This is a genomic window from Janthinobacterium sp. SUN026 (assembly GCF_030397625.1).
Taxonomy (GTDB): domain Bacteria; phylum Pseudomonadota; class Gammaproteobacteria; order Burkholderiales; family Burkholderiaceae_D; genus Janthinobacterium; species Janthinobacterium kumbetense.
This window is the reverse complement of sequence record NZ_JAPQNU010000002.1, coordinates 270,448-285,887: the sequence shown is the minus strand read 5'-3', so window position 1 is coordinate 285,887 and position 15,440 is coordinate 270,448. Positions and strand designations below refer to the sequence as shown.

12 protein-coding genes are annotated in these 15,440 nt (G+C 62.4%); 3 read left to right on the top strand and 9 right to left on the bottom strand.

The genetic code is table 11. From position 1 onward, the window contains the following. Positions 1 to 7: 7 nt before the first annotated feature. From OX459_RS11075 to OX459_RS11065, 3 genes are read right to left on the bottom strand one after another with little or no spacing between them, the layout of a single operon-like run. Positions 8 to 1,567, bottom strand: a complete 1,560-nt coding sequence (locus OX459_RS11075) for a SpoVR family protein (RefSeq protein ID WP_289905042.1) — start codon at positions 1,565 to 1,567, stop codon at positions 8 to 10. Next, complete coding sequence (locus OX459_RS11070; RefSeq protein ID WP_289905041.1) at positions 1,564 to 2,868, bottom strand: DUF444 family protein; 1,305 nt, start codon at positions 2,866 to 2,868, stop codon at positions 1,564 to 1,566. The genes OX459_RS11075 and OX459_RS11070 overlap by 4 nt, the downstream gene beginning before the upstream one ends. Positions 2,869 to 2,870: 2 nt before the next feature. Next, positions 2,871 to 4,886: a serine protein kinase gene (locus OX459_RS11065; RefSeq protein ID WP_289905040.1), complete on the bottom strand. Its 2,016-nt coding sequence runs from the start codon at positions 4,884 to 4,886 to the stop codon at positions 2,871 to 2,873. Between the two features lie 284 nt (positions 4,887 to 5,170). Between OX459_RS11065 and OX459_RS11060 the strand changes: the two genes are divergently transcribed. Both OX459_RS11060 and OX459_RS11055 read left to right on the top strand, forming a co-directional pair. After that, the gene (locus OX459_RS11060) at positions 5,171 to 6,349 is read left to right on the top strand and encodes a hypothetical protein (RefSeq protein WP_289905039.1); all 1,179 of its coding nucleotides are present in this window, start codon (positions 5,171 to 5,173) and stop codon (positions 6,347 to 6,349) included. 198 nt (positions 6,350 to 6,547) lie between these two features. Further along, positions 6,548 to 6,880: a hypothetical protein gene (locus tag OX459_RS11055; RefSeq protein ID WP_289905038.1), complete on the top strand. Its 333-nt coding sequence runs from the start codon at positions 6,548 to 6,550 to the stop codon at positions 6,878 to 6,880. 78 nt (positions 6,881 to 6,958) lie between these two features. On the opposite strand, the gene OX459_RS11050 is transcribed toward OX459_RS11055, so the two are convergent. From OX459_RS11050 to OX459_RS11025, 6 genes are all read right to left on the bottom strand, one after another. Next, entirely contained in the window at positions 6,959 to 8,398 is a 1,440-nt protein-coding gene (locus tag OX459_RS11050; RefSeq protein ID WP_289897978.1) for a catalase, read from the bottom strand. Between the two features lie 280 nt (positions 8,399 to 8,678). Then, complete coding sequence (locus tag OX459_RS11045) at positions 8,679 to 8,942, bottom strand: hypothetical protein (RefSeq protein ID WP_289905037.1); 264 nt, start codon at positions 8,940 to 8,942, stop codon at positions 8,679 to 8,681. 128 nt (positions 8,943 to 9,070) lie between these two features. Next, positions 9,071 to 9,763: a tetratricopeptide repeat protein gene (locus tag OX459_RS11040; RefSeq protein ID WP_289905036.1), complete on the bottom strand. Its 693-nt coding sequence runs from the start codon at positions 9,761 to 9,763 to the stop codon at positions 9,071 to 9,073. 56 nt (positions 9,764 to 9,819) lie between these two features. After that, complete coding sequence (locus OX459_RS11035; RefSeq protein WP_289905035.1) at positions 9,820 to 11,916, bottom strand: bifunctional 2',3'-cyclic-nucleotide 2'-phosphodiesterase/3'-nucleotidase; 2,097 nt, start codon at positions 11,914 to 11,916, stop codon at positions 9,820 to 9,822. Positions 11,917 to 12,012: 96 nt separating this feature from the next. After that, on the bottom strand, positions 12,013 to 13,059 hold the full coding sequence (locus OX459_RS11030) for a hypothetical protein (RefSeq protein ID WP_289905034.1): 1,047 nt from the start codon (positions 13,057 to 13,059) through the stop codon (positions 12,013 to 12,015). Between the two features lie 90 nt (positions 13,060 to 13,149). Beyond that, positions 13,150 to 13,797, bottom strand: coding sequence for a hypothetical protein (locus OX459_RS11025; RefSeq protein WP_289905033.1), 648 nt, complete (start codon positions 13,795 to 13,797; stop codon positions 13,150 to 13,152). Between the two features lie 399 nt (positions 13,798 to 14,196). On the opposite strand from OX459_RS11025, the gene zigA reads away from it, so the two are divergent. Next, on the top strand, positions 14,197 to 15,423 hold the full coding sequence (gene zigA, locus OX459_RS11020; RefSeq protein WP_289905032.1) for a zinc metallochaperone GTPase ZigA: 1,227 nt from the start codon (positions 14,197 to 14,199) through the stop codon (positions 15,421 to 15,423). The last annotated feature ends 17 nt before the right edge of the window (positions 15,424 to 15,440 follow it).

Below are 15,440 nucleotides of genomic sequence, written 5' to 3'. Positions count from 1 at the left end.
CTGGCGTTCAGCGTTGCGTGGGCGGCGCTGTCGGCGTTGCTGACGTTACTGTTGACGTTGTTGATGACGTTGTCGGCGCGGGCGGCTCGGGTACGCCGTCGCTCTTGCTGCGCAGCACCCGGGGCGTGCCCCGAAAGTCGGCCGTATGCAGGGTGACGGGACGGCGCCAGACGCGGGCGATATACGCCAGTACCTGTTCCGCCCGCTCCAGATCGAGGCCGCGCCCATCGCGCAGGTGGTCATGGCGCAGCACCAGGCTGCCGTCGTCGTTGAGCAGGGTGACGGCGATGCACGGTGCGCCATAGTTGTATTTGGGCGCCAGGATGGTTTCGCGGATGACCCGCAAGTCGCGGCTGGCCAGCCGTGTTTCGCCGTCGCGGCGGCTTTCATGCACGAACAGGCCCAGGCGGTCAGCCAGTTCGGCGTCCAGATAGTTGCGTATGAAACTGCAGTCATCGTCGTCGCGGCAAATCTGGCGCGCCCGCGCCAGTCCTTCGCGCTCGATGATGTGTTCCCACATGCAAAAGCCCAGGTGATAGGGATTGACGGCCAGCGCTTGCTGGTGCTCGCCCGCGTATGGGCGCACCACGTCCGAGTGCGACTTGAGGGCGGCCAGGTACAGGGCCGGCGGCAGGAAATCCGCTTCGCGCAGCAGCCGCGCATGCCAGTACGAGGCCCAGCCTTCGTTCATGATCTGGCAGGCGTACACGGGATAGAAGTAAAACGACTCTTCGCGCACGGCCAGGAAAATGTCGCGTTCCCAATCGGCCAGCTCCGGCCCATGTTGCGCGATGAACCAGAGCAAATCGTATTCGGGCTGCGGCGGCAGGAGCGGGCGCTGCGTCACGCGGGCCCGTGCCGTCTCGCGCGCCGCCAGCGCGGCCGCTTCGCCGGGCAGGCGCCGGTAGCGTCGTGCAAACGGGTCGTCTCCCCCGGCGCCGCCACGCCTGCCGGCGACACCGGCCGGTCCAGATAGCACGGCATAGGGCGGGCGGTGCAGCTCGGCGTGGATGTCCACGTGCTGCTCCAGCGCCAGTGCCGCGTCGAGCACGGCTTCCACCTGTTCCTGCCCATGGCGTTGTAGCGCCATTTCCAGACGTTGCGCCCGCGCCGCGCTCTGTTCCAGGATGTGCTGGCCCGCCATGGCGCCGAAACGCAGGAACAGGGCATTGCGGCTGGCGAAATCGGCGTGGCCCAGCACGTGGGCCGTGACGAGGGTGTTTTCCGCCACGGAATTGTGTTCGGCCATGTAGGCATGGCAAGGGTCGCCGGGAAACATGACTTCGAACATGTGCGAGTTGCCCATCTTTTGATGCACGAGCTGGTGGATGTAGCGCACGCCGAACGACCAGTGGCGCATGCGCACGGGCAAGCCATAGATGGCGATCTCGGCCATGAAACTGTCCGGTACCAGCTCGAACTCGACGGGGGCGAACGCCAGCCCCAGTTGCCGCGCCAGCGCTTCGATGCGCGCCGCGTAGCCGTCCAGGCCAGTTGTGTTCGCCATGTCCGCCGTATCGGCCATATTGGCCGTGTTGGCGTGGCGCCGGGCGTCATGCCGCGTCATGCCGCGTCCTCCGTATCGGCCGCCTCGTGCCGGAAAAAGGTGCGGATGGCTTCCCACACGTCGTCGCTCTTGCCGAGGATACTGCTGTGCAAGGGCAAGCCGCGCCGTTCCTGCTCGGCGAACAAGCTGTGCATTTCAGTTTCCAGGCTGCGCGGCATGCCGGGCACGGTTTCCACATAGCCCATATAGTTAAGCAAGACGGCCAGTTCGCCCAGGGCCGCGCTGGCCGGCCCCCGGTCTTCGCTGAAATTCTCGCCATCGGAGGCATAGAACAGATAGGCGTTGTAGCGGCCCGGCGCGTAGTGTTCCTGTAGCAATTCGCGGCTCAGGCGAAAGGCGGTGGACGCCATGGTGCCGCCCATGCCATTGACCTGGAAGAACTCGGCTTCGGAAAATTCCCAGGCCCGCGTCGTATGGGCGATAAAGCGCGTCTCCACGCGCGCATACCTGCGGCGCAAGCCTTGCAAGGCAAAGAAAAAGAACGATTTGGCCAGCTTGCGCTCGGGCTGCGCCATGCTGGCCGACACGTCCAGCACGAAAAACACGACGGCGTTCGTGCTGGGCCGGGGTTGCGGCAGCACCTGGCGGTAGCGCAAGTCCTCATTGGTGAAGGGCACTGGCTGCGCTTGCAGGGCGCGCCGCTTGATGGCTTCCTTGACGGTGCGCCGCCGGTCCAGCCGCGAACGGGCGCCATGCCGGTCCAGGCCGCTACGCACGAGCCGCACGTCGTCGATGGCGCCCAGGTGGCGTGGCGTCAGGTGCGGCAATTCGAAGGCGTCCCACAGCCAGTCGAGTATGTCGTCGATGGGAAACTCCAGCAGCAGGTGCACGGCTCCCTCGCCATCGCCGCCGTCACCTTGCGTGCCGGCCCCGCCCGTGGCGGCGGGCCGGGCCGGGCGCAGGATATCGCCGGGCTGGCCGTCCCCCTGGCCCGCGCCCAAGCTGCTGCGCGCGGGCGCCAGGCGGAAACGCGCATGTTCGAGCAGGCGCATGGGCACTTGCACCGTGCGCTGCTGCGGTCCGCCGATCAGGTCGGGCGTGGCGACCAGCTCGGGCAAGTGCGCCTGCACGGCTTCGCGCACTTTCTGGTTGTGGCGCAGCCAGTCGCGCGCGCCGCGCGAGAACAGCGCGTACCAGGGCCGGGCCAGAGCTGGCGCGGCGCCCGCTGAAGCCGCCGCGCCGGCGGAACCGGCGGAGCCGGCCGTGGCGGCGGGGGCTGCGGTGCCTGCGGGGTCCGTGGAATCCCCCCAGGCCGGATGGCCATCCGGTGTGCCGCTGCCTGGCGTCGTGGTGGCGGCCATGGCTATTCCTGCGCCAGCAAGGTGGTCACGTAGTTGAGCGCTTCGCGCGCGCTATGGGCGTCATAGCCGTATTCGTCGACCAGGCGCTGCTCGACGGCGGAGATCCTGGCCCGCACGTCGTCGTCGGGCCGCTTGGCCGAGCCGACGAGACGCAGCACGTCGCGCCGCTGCTCGAACAGGTATTGCTGGATGGCGTCGTGCAATGGCGCATGGCTGGCCAGGCCAAATGCTTCGCCCCGCTTGAAGGCGCTCATGGCCTTGCGCACCACTTCTTGCCGGAAGGATTGCTTGCCCGAGTCGCTGATGTGGATTTTCTCTTCCACGGCGCGCAGGAAGCGCTCGTCGGGACGGCGCTCTTCGCTGGTGATGGGATCGCGGATCTGGCGGTTGTCGAGCATGGCTTCGACTTCATCGAGATATTTGTTCAGCAAGTCTTGCGCTTCTTGCTCGAATGATACGAACAAGGCCTTGTGCACGTCGGCCTTGACCCAGCGGTTATAGAAATCCTTGCGCGTGAGCACCAGGTAATCGACCCATTTGCGCTTGCGCCGCGGTTCGATGCGCGCATCGTTTTCGATGCCGTCTTTCAGGGCCAGCAGCACGTCCATGGTGGACAGGCTGTTGCGCTGGGCGGAAATGATGGCATGCGACAGGGCATTGATGACGAAGCGGGGCGACACGCCCGACAGGCCTTCGTCGGGCGACTTGTCGCGCTCGCGCATGCGGCGCAGGTCGGCCGGCTGCAAGTCGTCGACATCTTCGTTCGCGTAGATGCGCAGTTTCTTGACCAGCTCGGCCTCCTTGTCCTCGCCCTCGGGCATGCGGCTGAGGATGGCAAACACGGCCGCCGCATGCAGCAGGTGCGGATCGAGGTGCACGTCGCGGAAGGCGGGCGCGGCCGCGAGGATCAGCTTGCGGTAGATGCGCGCTTCCTCGCGGTAATTGAGCGTATAGGGCACTTGCACGATGACCATGCGGTCGAGCAGCGCCTCGTTTTCGCTCTCTTGCAGGAATTTGCGGAATTCGGCCAGATTCGTGTGCGCGAGAATGGTTTCATCGAGGTAGATCAGGGGGAAGCGCGACACCTTGACATTCTTTTCCTGCGTCAAGGTCAGCAGCAAGTAGAGGAATTCCCGCTTGACCTTGAGGATTTCGATCATTTCCAGCATGCCGCGGCTGGCCGCGTACACGGCGCCGGACCACGACCAGGCGCGCGGATCGCCTTCGTCGCCGTATTGCGCCACTTTCGACAGGTCGACGGAACCGACCAGGTCGGCCAGGTCGGCCGTCGTGGGATCGTGCGGCGCATACGTGCCGATGCCGCAGCGGCCCGCCTCGGACAAATGGATGCGCTCGACGGGCATGCGCAGGAAGTCGCCCGCATACTGCTCTTCCAGGCGGGCGCGGCAATGTGGGCACAGTTCGCCCTGCAGCTCGGCATCATAGCTGGCGCGAAAGTCGGCGCGCATGCTGTGCGGCACCAGGTGCAGCGGCGATTCGTGCACGGGACAGCCGGCGATGCCGTACAGCGCGCCTTCGCTGCTGTGGCTGTATTCTTCCAGGCCCCGCTTGAGCAAGATCACCATGGTCGACTTGCCGCCCGATGGCGGGCCCAGCAACAGCAACATGCGGCGGCCCACTTCGGAGCCGGCGGCGGCCGCCTTGAAGTAGGCGGCGACCCGGTCGATCGCCTCGTCGATGCCGAACAGCTCGTCGTCGAACAGGCGGCAGCGGAAGCGCCCGTTGCCGTCGGTCTGGCCATTCCAGCGCATCATGTCCCACAGGTACTGGTGCGCGCTGCGCGTCAGCAGGGCGGCGCGGCCGGGCAGGATTTGCTCGAGGAAGTCGGCAAAACTGCCGCGCCAGGGCGTGATGCGGTGTTTTTCCGCCCAGGCCGCCATGCCGTGCACGAAACCCGCATGCTGGGCCGCGCCACCGGCGTCCGTCGTATTGTCGGCGGCTGTATTGGCGCCGGCTGAGGCCGCTACCGCAGGGGCGTCGTCGGATTGGCGTGTCATACCAGGGCTCGTTATTGCAGGGCTCGTCATTGTTTCCTCATCCTTGCTGTTGCTGGCGTTGCTGCCGTGGAGCAGGCCCGGTTCCAGCCTGTCGGCCAAGTATACGGCGGCGCCTCTGCCCGCACGCCTGATCCCGCTCAACCTTGACGAGGGAACTATTTTTGCACTTGCTGTCCCCCAATGGGGCAGGGCGGCCAGGCATCCGCGCGGTTCAATCCAGATCAATACCGGCCCGCGCAGCCCGTCCACACTGGAAGCTTGCGGCGACCCACGAGGAGAACACGATGATAGGCAACGAAAATGGTTTCAGCGCCCCGCCCGGCAGCAGCGGCAGGGGACAGAGCGCGGACGATGAAGAGGCCGTCGGCCAATTTTCCGTCCCGGGCGAAGACGACAATACAATCGAGAGCGCGTCCGTCGCGGATGTGCCCGACGCGCTGAGCGGCGTCAGCATGGAATTGCTGGAAATCAAGCGCAGCATCGAGGACGGCATGCGGCAAAGCATCGCGCAAGCGGGCGGCGCGCGCGCGGCCGACGCCTTCAGCGACAGCGGCAATATCCAGGGCGTGTCCATCGGCCTGGGCGAGGGCGCCAGCGACAGCTCGTCCGGCGAGCCGGGCTTGCCGGCCCTGACCCTGTACGTGGCCGAGCCCACTTCCGTCGACCGCGCCAAGGCCGCCATCGTGGGGGCCATGGGCGTGCGCGCCGTGGCCAGCGACAAGGTGCCCGTCAACATCGTCGTCACGGGCGTGATCGATGCGCAGCCCCACCGTTTCCGCCTGCGCCCCGCGCCGGGCGGCGTGTCGGTCGGGCATTTTCGCATCACGGCCGGCACCATCGGCTGCCTGGCCGTGGGGCGCAGCGCACCGCGCAACAGCCGCCTGATGATTCTTAGCAATAATCACGTGCTGGCCAATTCCAACGGCGGCGTGTTCAACGATTGCATCGTGCAGCCTGGCCCCATCGACGGCGGCCGCTGTCCGCAAGACCAGGTGGCCGTGCTCGAACGCTTCGTGCCCATCAATTTCAGCGGCGGCGTCAATTTTGTCGATTGCGCCACCGGCTGGGCCTGGCCAGACAGGGTGCGTCCCGAACTGGTCTACCTGAGCGGCGGCGTGCCCGCGTACTTCCGCATCAGCAATGCGCTCGTGGCGCCCGCACTGGGCATGATGGTCGGCAAGTCCGGCCGCACGACGCAATTGACGCAGGGCCGCATCACGGGCCTGGGCGCCACCATCAACGTCAATTACGGCGGCGGCAGGATCGCGCTGTTCCAGGACCAGATCGCCATCACGGGCGTCAGCGGGGCGTTCAGCGCGGGCGGCGATTCCGGCTCGTCCATCTGGACTTGGAACCAGCAGCGCAATCCCGTCGGCCTGCTGTTTGCCGGCGGCGGCAATATCACGTTTGCCAACCAGATGCGGCGCGTGGTGGTGGCGCTCGACATCAATTTGTACACCTGAGCACGCTTTAGGAGCCGGTCGGGCGGCCGCGTGCCGCCTTGCCCGGCGCTGTTTTTTGCACGATGACGATCTTGCTCAAGTATTGCGCAAGGGCGGCCGCCGCGCATGGTCTTGGCCGGCGAAGCGTGCTGCAGCGCCGGTTGGCCGGGTGTATCATGCAAGGCATCGGGAGGGTTTGTCATATCAGGAGGGTGTGTCATGTCAAACAGTAAGTTCGCACAATCGCCATATGCCGTCTTCGAGGACGCCGCCATGCCGTACTTGCCGGATGCCCTTCCTGGACAGGGCCCGGGACAGCATGCCCAGGCCGCGCCGCACGGCCGCCTGGAAGCGGCCCGGCGGCGCAACGAGCGGGCGCTGATGGCCATCGACGGCGTGGAAGGCGTCAGCCTGGGGCAGACGGCCGTGGGCACGGAAGCGCTCGTCGTGTACCTGCGCGACTCGTCCGTCAAGCGGCGCGTGCCGTTGCAGGTCGAGGGTTATCCGGTGGAAACGAGCATCACGGGCCAGATTGATATCCAGCGCCGCTAGGCCAGCCGGCCTGGCGGCGGGGGCCTCCGGCCGCGGATGGCGGCGGAAGGCCCGTCGCCAGGCCTTCCGTGTTTACTGTCAGCCTGGGCTCAGGCGACCGATCGCTGCGGCCACGCCCGCGCCATAGGCAGGGTCGCACAGCGTGCAGTTGCCGATGTGGCGTTGCTTGACTTGCTCCGAGGCGCCCGAGATGGCGCGCGCCGTGTTGTCGAACAAGGCTTGCTGCTGCGCCGCGGTCATCAAGCGGAACAGGGCGCGCGGCTGCGAATAGTAATCTTCGTCGACGCGGTGGTTCCAGTGGTCGGCCGCGCCTTCGATGCTGAGCGGCGGCTCGCGGAAATCGGGCTGCTCGGCCCATTCCTGCTCGCTGTTCGGTTCATAGCCCAGGGTTCCGCCCTGGTTGCCGTCGACCCGCATCTGGCCGTCGCGGTGATAGCTGTGGAACGGGCATTTCGGCGCGTTGACGGGGATATGGCTGTGGTTGACGCCGAGGCGGTAGCGCTGCGCGTCGCCATACGAGAACAGCCGGCCTTGCAGCATCTTGTCCGGTGAAAAGCTAATGCCGGGCACCACGTTGGCCGGATTGAAGGCCGCCTGTTCCACTTCCGCAAAATGGTTGTCGGCATTGCGGTTCAGTTCCAGCACGCCCACCTCGATCAGCGGATAGTCGCCGTGCGGCCACACTTTCGACAGGTCGAACGGGTTGAGGTGATACGTGCCTGCCTCTTTTTCCGGCATGATCTGCACGTACAGCGTCCAGCGGGGGAAATCCTTGTTTTCGATGCTTTCATACAGGTCGCGGTGCGAGCTTTCGCGGTCCTTGCCCACCAGCGCCTCCGCTTCGGCATCCGTCAGGTTCTGGATGCCTTGCTGGGTTTTAAAGGTGAACTTGACCCAGAAACGCTCGTTTTGCGCATTCAGGAAGCTGAAGGTATGGCTGCCGAAGCCGTGCATGTGGCGGAAGCTGCGCGGCAATCCCCGGTCGCTCATCACCACCGTCACCTGGTGCAGGGCTTCCGGCAGCGAGGTCCAGAAATCCCAGTTGCTGTTGGCGCTGCGCAAGCCCGTGCGCGGGTCGCGCTTGATGGCGTGATTCAAATCGGGAAATTTCAAGGGGTCGCGCATGAAAAACACGGGCGTGTTGTTGCCGACCAGGTCCCAGTTGCCTTCTTCCGTATAAAACTTCAGCGCGAAGCCGCGGATATCGCGTTCCGCGTCCGCCGCCCCCCGTTCGCCCGCCACCGTGGAAAAGCGCGCGAACATCGGCGTTTGCTTGCCCACTTCGCCAAAGATTTTCGCCCGCGTGTAGCGCGTGATGTCGTGCGTGACGGTAAATGTGCCGTGCGCGCCGGAACCCTTGGCATGCATGCGGCGCTCGGGAATGACTTCGCGGTCGAAGTGGGCCAGCTTTTCCAGGAACCACACATCTTGCAGCAGGGCGGGGCCGCGCGGGCCGGCCGTCTGGATGTTCTGGTTGTCGACTACGGGCGCGCCAAAGGCGGTGGTCAGCTTTTTCATTGGACTCTTTCTTTATAGGGGAGGTCAACGGACGAGCCAGGGCCTACCCAAACACTGGCTGGGCTGAGCGTGTACGACGTGCTCACCGAGGCTGGTCCAGAGTAACAAATTTCTAAAAAGCAAATTCAGTGTAATCCATTTCGGAGCCGGCAACAGCCCCGCCGCGTCCGGGGAAGCGGCTTGCCCATCATAGCCTCTCGGCCTTGTCCAGCCCAACACGATTGACCTGGCACAAAGCGCAGCGTGATTTCCGACGTATTGGCGATATGTATTGGCGGTATCAGCGATATTGGGCCCAGTTAGCCCGCAGCCACGTCAGCACGGCGGCATGGCCGCGTATGTCGGCGGGCAAGTGGCGCTGGATCAGGCGTTCGCATTTGAGCGCCGTCGCCAAGCTGCCGCCGGACCAGCTGTTGCAGCTGTATAGCACTTCATACCATTCGTGGCGGTTCAGCAAGGTGCTGTCGGGGATGCCGCGCTGCGCCGGGTCGTCGCCCGCCGCCGGGCCATCCGGATAGCTGAACTGCAAGTCGCTCTTGGTCATGGGGCCCAACCGGTGATCTGCCATGCCTGCCTCGCGATGAAGTTGTGCGCGAACAGCCGTCCGTGCCAGGCAAGCTTATGCCACCGGCAAGCATTCCATTTGGCAATATGGGCCGGCCTTGACCTGGCTTAAAACTTGTTCCAGTTATTGTGCCGGTGCTCCGTCGCCTCCTTCATCAGGTGGCCGGCGCGCAGGGCGTCGTCCGCTTGCACCGTCATGGCCAGTTCCTGGATGGCGGGCGGGTATTCGTGGTGGGCCGCTTCTTCCAGCAATTCGCGGCCTTTCGCCAGATCGCGCGGCACGCCGCGGCCTTCGCGGTAGGCGTTGTACAGCAGGAACATGGCGTGTGGATTGCCCAGTTCGCTGGACTTGTCCAGCCAGTGCGCGGCGGTCACGGGGTCTTTCGGCACGCCTTCGCCATTCGCGGCCAGCAAGCCCAGCATCAGGGCCGCCTTCGCGTGGCCTTGCTGCGCCGCCTGGCGGTACCACAGCCAGGCCTGGGCCGGCGTGGCCGCGCGCAGCATCTGGCCCAGCTCGAAGGCCGCTTCCGTGTCGCCCGCGCGGGCCGCCTGTTCGAACAGGCTCAAGGCCTCGGCACGGCGTTCGGCGCGGGGCTGGTAAATCAGCGCCAGTTCGCGCTCGGCGACGGGCATGTCCTTGCCGGCCCAGCTGCGCACCTTGCGCTCGGCCTGGTGGTCGCCCGCCTGGCGCGCATGCATGGCAACGGCTTCGATTTCCGCCGCCGTGGGCGGTGGCGACGCCTGGCAAGCGGCCAGGACGGAGGCCAGCACGATGGCGGGCAGGGAGAGTGCGTGTTTCATTGTGATCAACTTTCATCAAAACGGGCCGGAACTGCGCTTGTTCCGGCCCTCGGACCTTATTTGCTCAGGTCGATGCGGTACTTGGCAAAGCCGCTGGCGTCGAGTCCGCCTTCGGCCGCCACGTTGGTGATGCCGCTGCCTTGCGCCAGCGCCAGATGGCCGGGCGCCGAGCGCAGGATCACGGGACCGGCCGTGGCCGTCTTGACGAAGCTCCAGCTGCGCGCGCTGCCATTGTTGGCCAGAGTCACCTTGCCGCCCTTGGTGCTCAGCGACGCCAGGTAGTTGCTCACCACGGCCTGGTTCGCATCGGGCGACTTGATGATGGTCTTGCTGCCATCGATGCCAGGCACGGCGCCGCCGCCACCGGCGCGGTAATCGTTGGTGGCGACGATGAAGTCATCGCCATCGGCGACGGCCGCACCCTTGTACGTGAGGTTGACGATGCGGCTGCCCGGCTTTTTCGTCACGTCGATCTGGTACGTCAGCGCATTGTTTTCCGCGTAGAACACGTCATAGTTATAGATCGTGCCATACGACGGCACCAGGTCTTGCTCGGCGCTGCTGGCCGGGTCGATCTGGTTGAATTGTTTGGCCGACGTTTCCAGCCACGCTTTCAAGTCCGCGCCCTTGATCTTCACGGCTTGCAGGTTGTTGTTGCTATATAAATACAGGTCGCCCGGATTGCGCACTTGCAAGCCGACCGGCGCGGCAGGGGAAGCGCCAGCGGCCACGTCCGTGAAGTCCGATGGCCCGTTGCGGCCCGCCTTGAATGGCGCGCTGCAGGAAATGACGGGGATGTTCTTGTAGCTGGACAAGGTGGCATCCGTGCTGGTGGCGATGAAATTTTTCACGTAATCGAGCTGCGCCTGGTTCACCAGCTGGATGGCGCTGACGTCGCCCACCAGCGCGAAATAGGCGGACATCTCGAAATCCGTGCTGATGCCCAGCGGCTGCTTGGCGTAGGCGATGGTGGCCGCGTGCTCGGTGGCGACCAGCGGGGCGATGGCCGGGTCGGCTTTCACGAGCGTCTTGCCATCCGTGTATTTGAAGCCGCGCGATTCCACCGTCGTCTTGGCCGGCTGCACCACCCACTTGCCGCCCTGATAGGCCATGGTCAGCTTGATGATGCCCAGGCGGCGACCCCAGCTTTGCGCCATGACGGTGGGCACGCCATTGACGAAGCCGTTCTCGGCATCGATCTTGGCGCTGGCGGGGAAGGCGGCAAACGAGGCGTCCAGGGCGGCCGCGCCCGTTTCCTTGCCTTTCGGGAAGATCAAGTGCGAGTGGCCGATCATCAAGGCGTCGATGCCCGTGCTGGTCAGGTGATAGCTGCCGTTTTCCATCTTCGGGCTGTAGGGGCTGGTGTCCAGGCCGCCGTGCGACAGGGCCACGACGAGGTCGGCGCCCTTGCTGCGCAATTCCGGCACGTATTGTTTCGCCGCTTCCTGCACACCCGTCACGCTGACTTTGCCAGCGAGTACTTTCTGATCCCATTCGAGGATTTGCGGCGGCACAAAGCTCAGCACGCCCACATTGATTTTCACGGTCAGCTTGCTGCCGTCGGGCGCCGTGGCGGCGAAATCGCGGGGCAGCAGGGTGTAGGGCTGGAAAATCGGCTTGCCGCTGGACACGCCGACGACATTGCTCAGCACGGAAGGGAAGGCCGGCGCGCCGCACGTGCCCGTCGGCTTGGCCACGCCGGGAATGCCGAAATCCGTGTTGGTGATCTGGCTCAGATAAGGCAAGCCGTAGTTGAATTCGTGGTTGCCCATGCCGCCCGCATCGTATTTCAGCGCGTTCATGGCCTTGTGCACGGCCAAGGTGCCGCTGCAAGGCACGGGCGCGGCCACGGCTTGCAGGTCGGCCAGCAAGGTGCCCTGGATGACGTCGCCATCGTCGAGCAAGACGTTGTTCGGATTTTCCGCGCGCGCCGCCTGGATCAGGGTCGACGTGCGTTCCAGGCCCAGGCTGGTGTCTTCGGCCAGCGCGTAATAGTTATAGCTGAGGACATTCGAGTGGATATCCGTGGTTTCCAGCAAGGCGACGGTGACCGTCGTGCCTTCGGGAATGGCCGGCGCCGTGTTCGAACTGCCGTTGCAACCGACGAGACCTGCACTTGCCAGCGCCGCCAGCATGATCCAATTTGTTTTCATTGCCGCCCTTAGAATGATTCAAAAGACGCGACTGTAACGCCGGCATATGACGCCACCATGACAGTGTGGCAGGGCGCATGGCGTCGTGCCGGCGCATCAATGCGCCGGCAGCTTTATCAACACCTCATTGCTGAAGTATGGTTCATCCTCCACCCAGAAAATATAGTCCAGGCCCAGGTAGTTGCGGGCAAAGTCGAGGACATCCTCGACCGAGTTTTTTTTCCCGGTGCGGGGATTGATCTGGCGCAGATTGCCGTCTTGCACGGCCATGCCTTTGACCAGATCGGCCGGGTAGTCCTTGATGAAGCCGTAGCTTTGGCCCATATGGCTTTTTCGATACGGCATCAGGTCGGGGCCGCCCACGCCCATTTGCAGCGTTTGCGCTTGCGCAAACACGCTGCGCATATAACCCTTGTCGCTCCACGGAAGCCATTCACCTGGCAAAAAATTCAAATACACCATGGTATTGGTGTGAGGAAAGGCGCCGGCCAGCACCCGCATGTTTTCCTTGATGGCATCGACATACTGTTGCGGCTTGAAATCATCGGGAAAAATCGTATTTCCTTTACCGTCTTCGACGCCGATGTCGATCGAGCTTTCGCTGAAATTAATGCCCTCGATTTTCCCGTCGAATTCCTGGCCCAGCGCCCGGATCAAGCGCTGGTAACGGTCGCGCACCGGTTGTTCCCACATCTTTGGCGACCAGCCGTATTCATCATCCGTCACCGGTTTGTGCGGGTCGCGCTCCGGCGCCGAGAGCATGCTTTGCTTGATGATGCCGCCCTGGTAGCGAGGATCGCTGAGCAGATAGGCCGGCACATTATGGCGCGGCGTGAAGGATTTTTCCTGCAGTTGTATCCACAGTTTTTTGCCGATTGAATCGAGATAGGCGATGTCGTGGCGGATCGCCGAAAAATCATACCGGTCCTGTTGCGGCTCCAGGCTGCGCCAGGTGTAGACGATTTGCGCGCCACGGAAGCGGGCATCGTTTAACGCTTTATCCGAGCGGATGTTTTCCCCGTTCAGTTCACGGTGACTAAAGTAAAGATAGTGCTGGATCGGCTTTTTTATGTCTGCGGCAATGGCGCTGCCCATCATCAAAACAAGTACGGCAAGAAGCCTTATGGAGTTGCGCAAGAACATCGATTCCTTGGTGATTGTGAAAATTGAACTGTGGCAAGATGGAGTATCTTCACGCGCCATGCAAGCATAATTGATCAAGCGCGACAAAATCTAATTTTGTATTAAATCTATATCTTCTGCTGATCTTTTGGCCAATTCAGGATTATTGCTATTATTTAAAACCCAGAGAGCAAGCTTGCCATTTTCAATAATTTCTTTTTTGGAATAGATTGTACTAAAATAATCCTGTAGTTTGTTATTGTCTGTCGGTAACGGCAAATTTTTCTTCTTCTCTTCAGGGATATCTTCGAAGTAATACCTTGATTTTTCCAATGAAGGATACTTCTTTAGCAAATAATCATTCACGGTATATGGCTCATAATTTCCCACGAATAAGTCTTTTGTCAAAATTCCTGTAATTGTAATTTTATTGATATGTTTTTTTAAATATTCAAAATTCTCTTTTGTGGTCGAGAAGTCGGATTGTAAAATTGTGTTATTTTTCGACAATTGCCTGACCACAGAAAGCCGAACATGATCGCCATTGATCTCTATTACTTTGAAAATGTAATAATCCGTTTGAATGCTTTGGCTTCCACCATTAACCCCTGTTGTTTTGTTGAAAATAAAACTTCCAATTTGCAATTTATGCTCAGGGCTGTTAATGGTTTGTTTCCATATATACGGGTTGTAAATCATTTTCTTAAAAGAATATATGGAGATGAGAGCGAGCAGGCTTATTATCAGTATTTTTTTCATTGGCTAGGCGAGAATAAAATATTTAAGAGCGGCTTGCTAAGGGCTAATAAAATCGAAGCCAGCCGATGTGATGCTCGCGCTGCCGCACGGTTGAGAAGCACGGCTGTATGTCTGCACGGGGGGGCAGAATCAGTCTTCATCGCATCATCCAGGGGCTGTCGACAACAGTTCAGCCGCCATGCGCTTACTTCGATGGCATCGCCGACGAGTTCGCACTCTAGCACGTCGAGGGCCGGGATACTGATCCTGCTGGTAGCGCATGGATTCCTCTTTTTCACGGTGGCAGGCAAAGATCGCCAGACAAATGCAAGTTGGTTGCATTATAATTCGAAAACGCAATTCATTTGCATTAGTGCGACCTTCGCCAACCCAGCAACTCAGCCAGCCTAAGGAATCCCCATGCCACAGCGCAAACTCCCTGTCACCGTCCTGTCCGGCTTTCTCGGCGCCGGCAAGACCACCTTGCTCAACCACATACTGCGCAACCGCGAAGGCAAGCGCGTGGCCGTCATCGTCAACGACATGAGCGAAGTCAATATCGACGCTTCGCTTGTCAGGGATGGCGCCGAGGCGGCCGGCGCGGCCCTGTCGCGCACGGAAGAAAAGCTCGTGGAAATGTCCAACGGCTGCATCTGCTGCACCCTGCGCGACGATTTGCTGCTGGAAGTGCGGCGCCTGGCCGCGGAAGACCGCTTCGATTACCTGCTGATCGAATCGACGGGCGTGGGCGAACCGATGCCCGTGGCCGCCACCTTCGACTTCGAGGATGAGCACGGCGACAGCCTGAACGACGTGGCGCGCATCGACTGCATGGTCACCGTCGTCGACTGTGCCAACCTGCTCAACGATTTCCACAGCGAAGACAGCCTGGAGCAGCGCGGCGAAATCGCGGGCGAGGGCGACGACCGCCAGCTGGCCAATTTGCTCACGGAACAGATCGAATTTGCCAATGTCATCGTCCTTAACAAGGTCGACATGGTGGCGGCGGACGAGCGCCTGCGCGTGCTGGCCATTTTAAAAGCCCTCAATCCCGGCGCGCGCATCATCGAAACGAACCAGTCCGTCGTGCCGCTGGACGCCATCCTGGGCACGAACTTGTTCGACCTGGAACAGGCGGCCGGCATGCCGGGCTGGGCCCAGGAGCTGGCCGGCGTGCACACGCCGGAGACGGAAACGTATGGCATCAGCAGCTTTGTCTACCGCGCCAAGGAGCCGTTCCACGCGCAGCGCCTGCACGATTACATTGCCCAGCCGATCAAGGGCGTGGTGCGCAGCAAGGGATATTTCTGGCTGGCCAGCCGGGCCGAATGGGTGGCCAGCCTGTCCGGCGCGGGCAAGCTGATGAATATCGAACCCGTGGGCCTGTGGTGGGCGTCCGTGCCGAAGGAGCGCTGGCCCACGGATGCGGCCTCGCTGGCGGAAGTCAAGGCGGGCTGGAGCGAGCCATATGGCGACCGCTACCAGGAGCTCGTCTTCATCGGCCAGGACATGGACCAGGCCGCCATCGAGGCCGACTTGAAGAAATGCCAACTCAACTACACGGAAACGCGCCAGGGCATGGCCGCCTGGCGCAAGCTGCCCGATCCGTTTCCCCAATGGCAGCGCATGGAAGAACTGGAAGATTAACCATCGATAGGAAACAA

Excerpts from the sequence above, each read along its gene's own strand:
- OX459_RS11035 (WP_289905035.1), bottom strand. The coding sequence starts at position 11,916 with ATGAAAACAAATTGGATCATGCTGGCGGCGCTGGCAAGTGCAGGTCTC.
- OX459_RS11065 (WP_289905040.1), bottom strand. The coding sequence starts at position 4,886 with ATGACACGCCAATCCGACGACGCCCCTGCGGTAGCGGCCTCAGCCGGC.
- OX459_RS11030 (WP_289905034.1), bottom strand. The coding sequence starts at position 13,059 with ATGTTCTTGCGCAACTCCATAAGGCTTCTTGCCGTACTTGTTTTGATG.
- OX459_RS11050 (WP_289897978.1), bottom strand. The coding sequence starts at position 8,398 with ATGAAAAAGCTGACCACCGCCTTTGGCGCGCCCGTAGTCGACAACCAG.
- OX459_RS11040 (WP_289905036.1), bottom strand. The coding sequence starts at position 9,763 with ATGAAACACGCACTCTCCCTGCCCGCCATCGTGCTGGCCTCCGTCCTG.
- zigA (WP_289905032.1), top strand. The coding sequence starts at position 14,197 with ATGCCACAGCGCAAACTCCCTGTCACCGTCCTGTCCGGCTTTCTCGGC.
- OX459_RS11045 (WP_289905037.1), bottom strand. The coding sequence starts at position 8,942 with ATGACCAAGAGCGACTTGCAGTTCAGCTATCCGGATGGCCCGGCGGCG.
- OX459_RS11060 (WP_289905039.1), top strand. The coding sequence starts at position 5,171 with ATGATAGGCAACGAAAATGGTTTCAGCGCCCCGCCCGGCAGCAGCGGC.
- OX459_RS11075 (WP_289905042.1), bottom strand. The coding sequence starts at position 1,567 with ATGACGCGGCATGACGCCCGGCGCCACGCCAACACGGCCAATATGGCC.
- OX459_RS11025 (WP_289905033.1), bottom strand. The coding sequence starts at position 13,797 with ATGAAAAAAATACTGATAATAAGCCTGCTCGCTCTCATCTCCATATAT.
- OX459_RS11070 (WP_289905041.1), bottom strand. The coding sequence starts at position 2,868 with ATGGCCGCCACCACGACGCCAGGCAGCGGCACACCGGATGGCCATCCG.
- OX459_RS11055 (WP_289905038.1), top strand. The coding sequence starts at position 6,548 with ATGTCAAACAGTAAGTTCGCACAATCGCCATATGCCGTCTTCGAGGAC.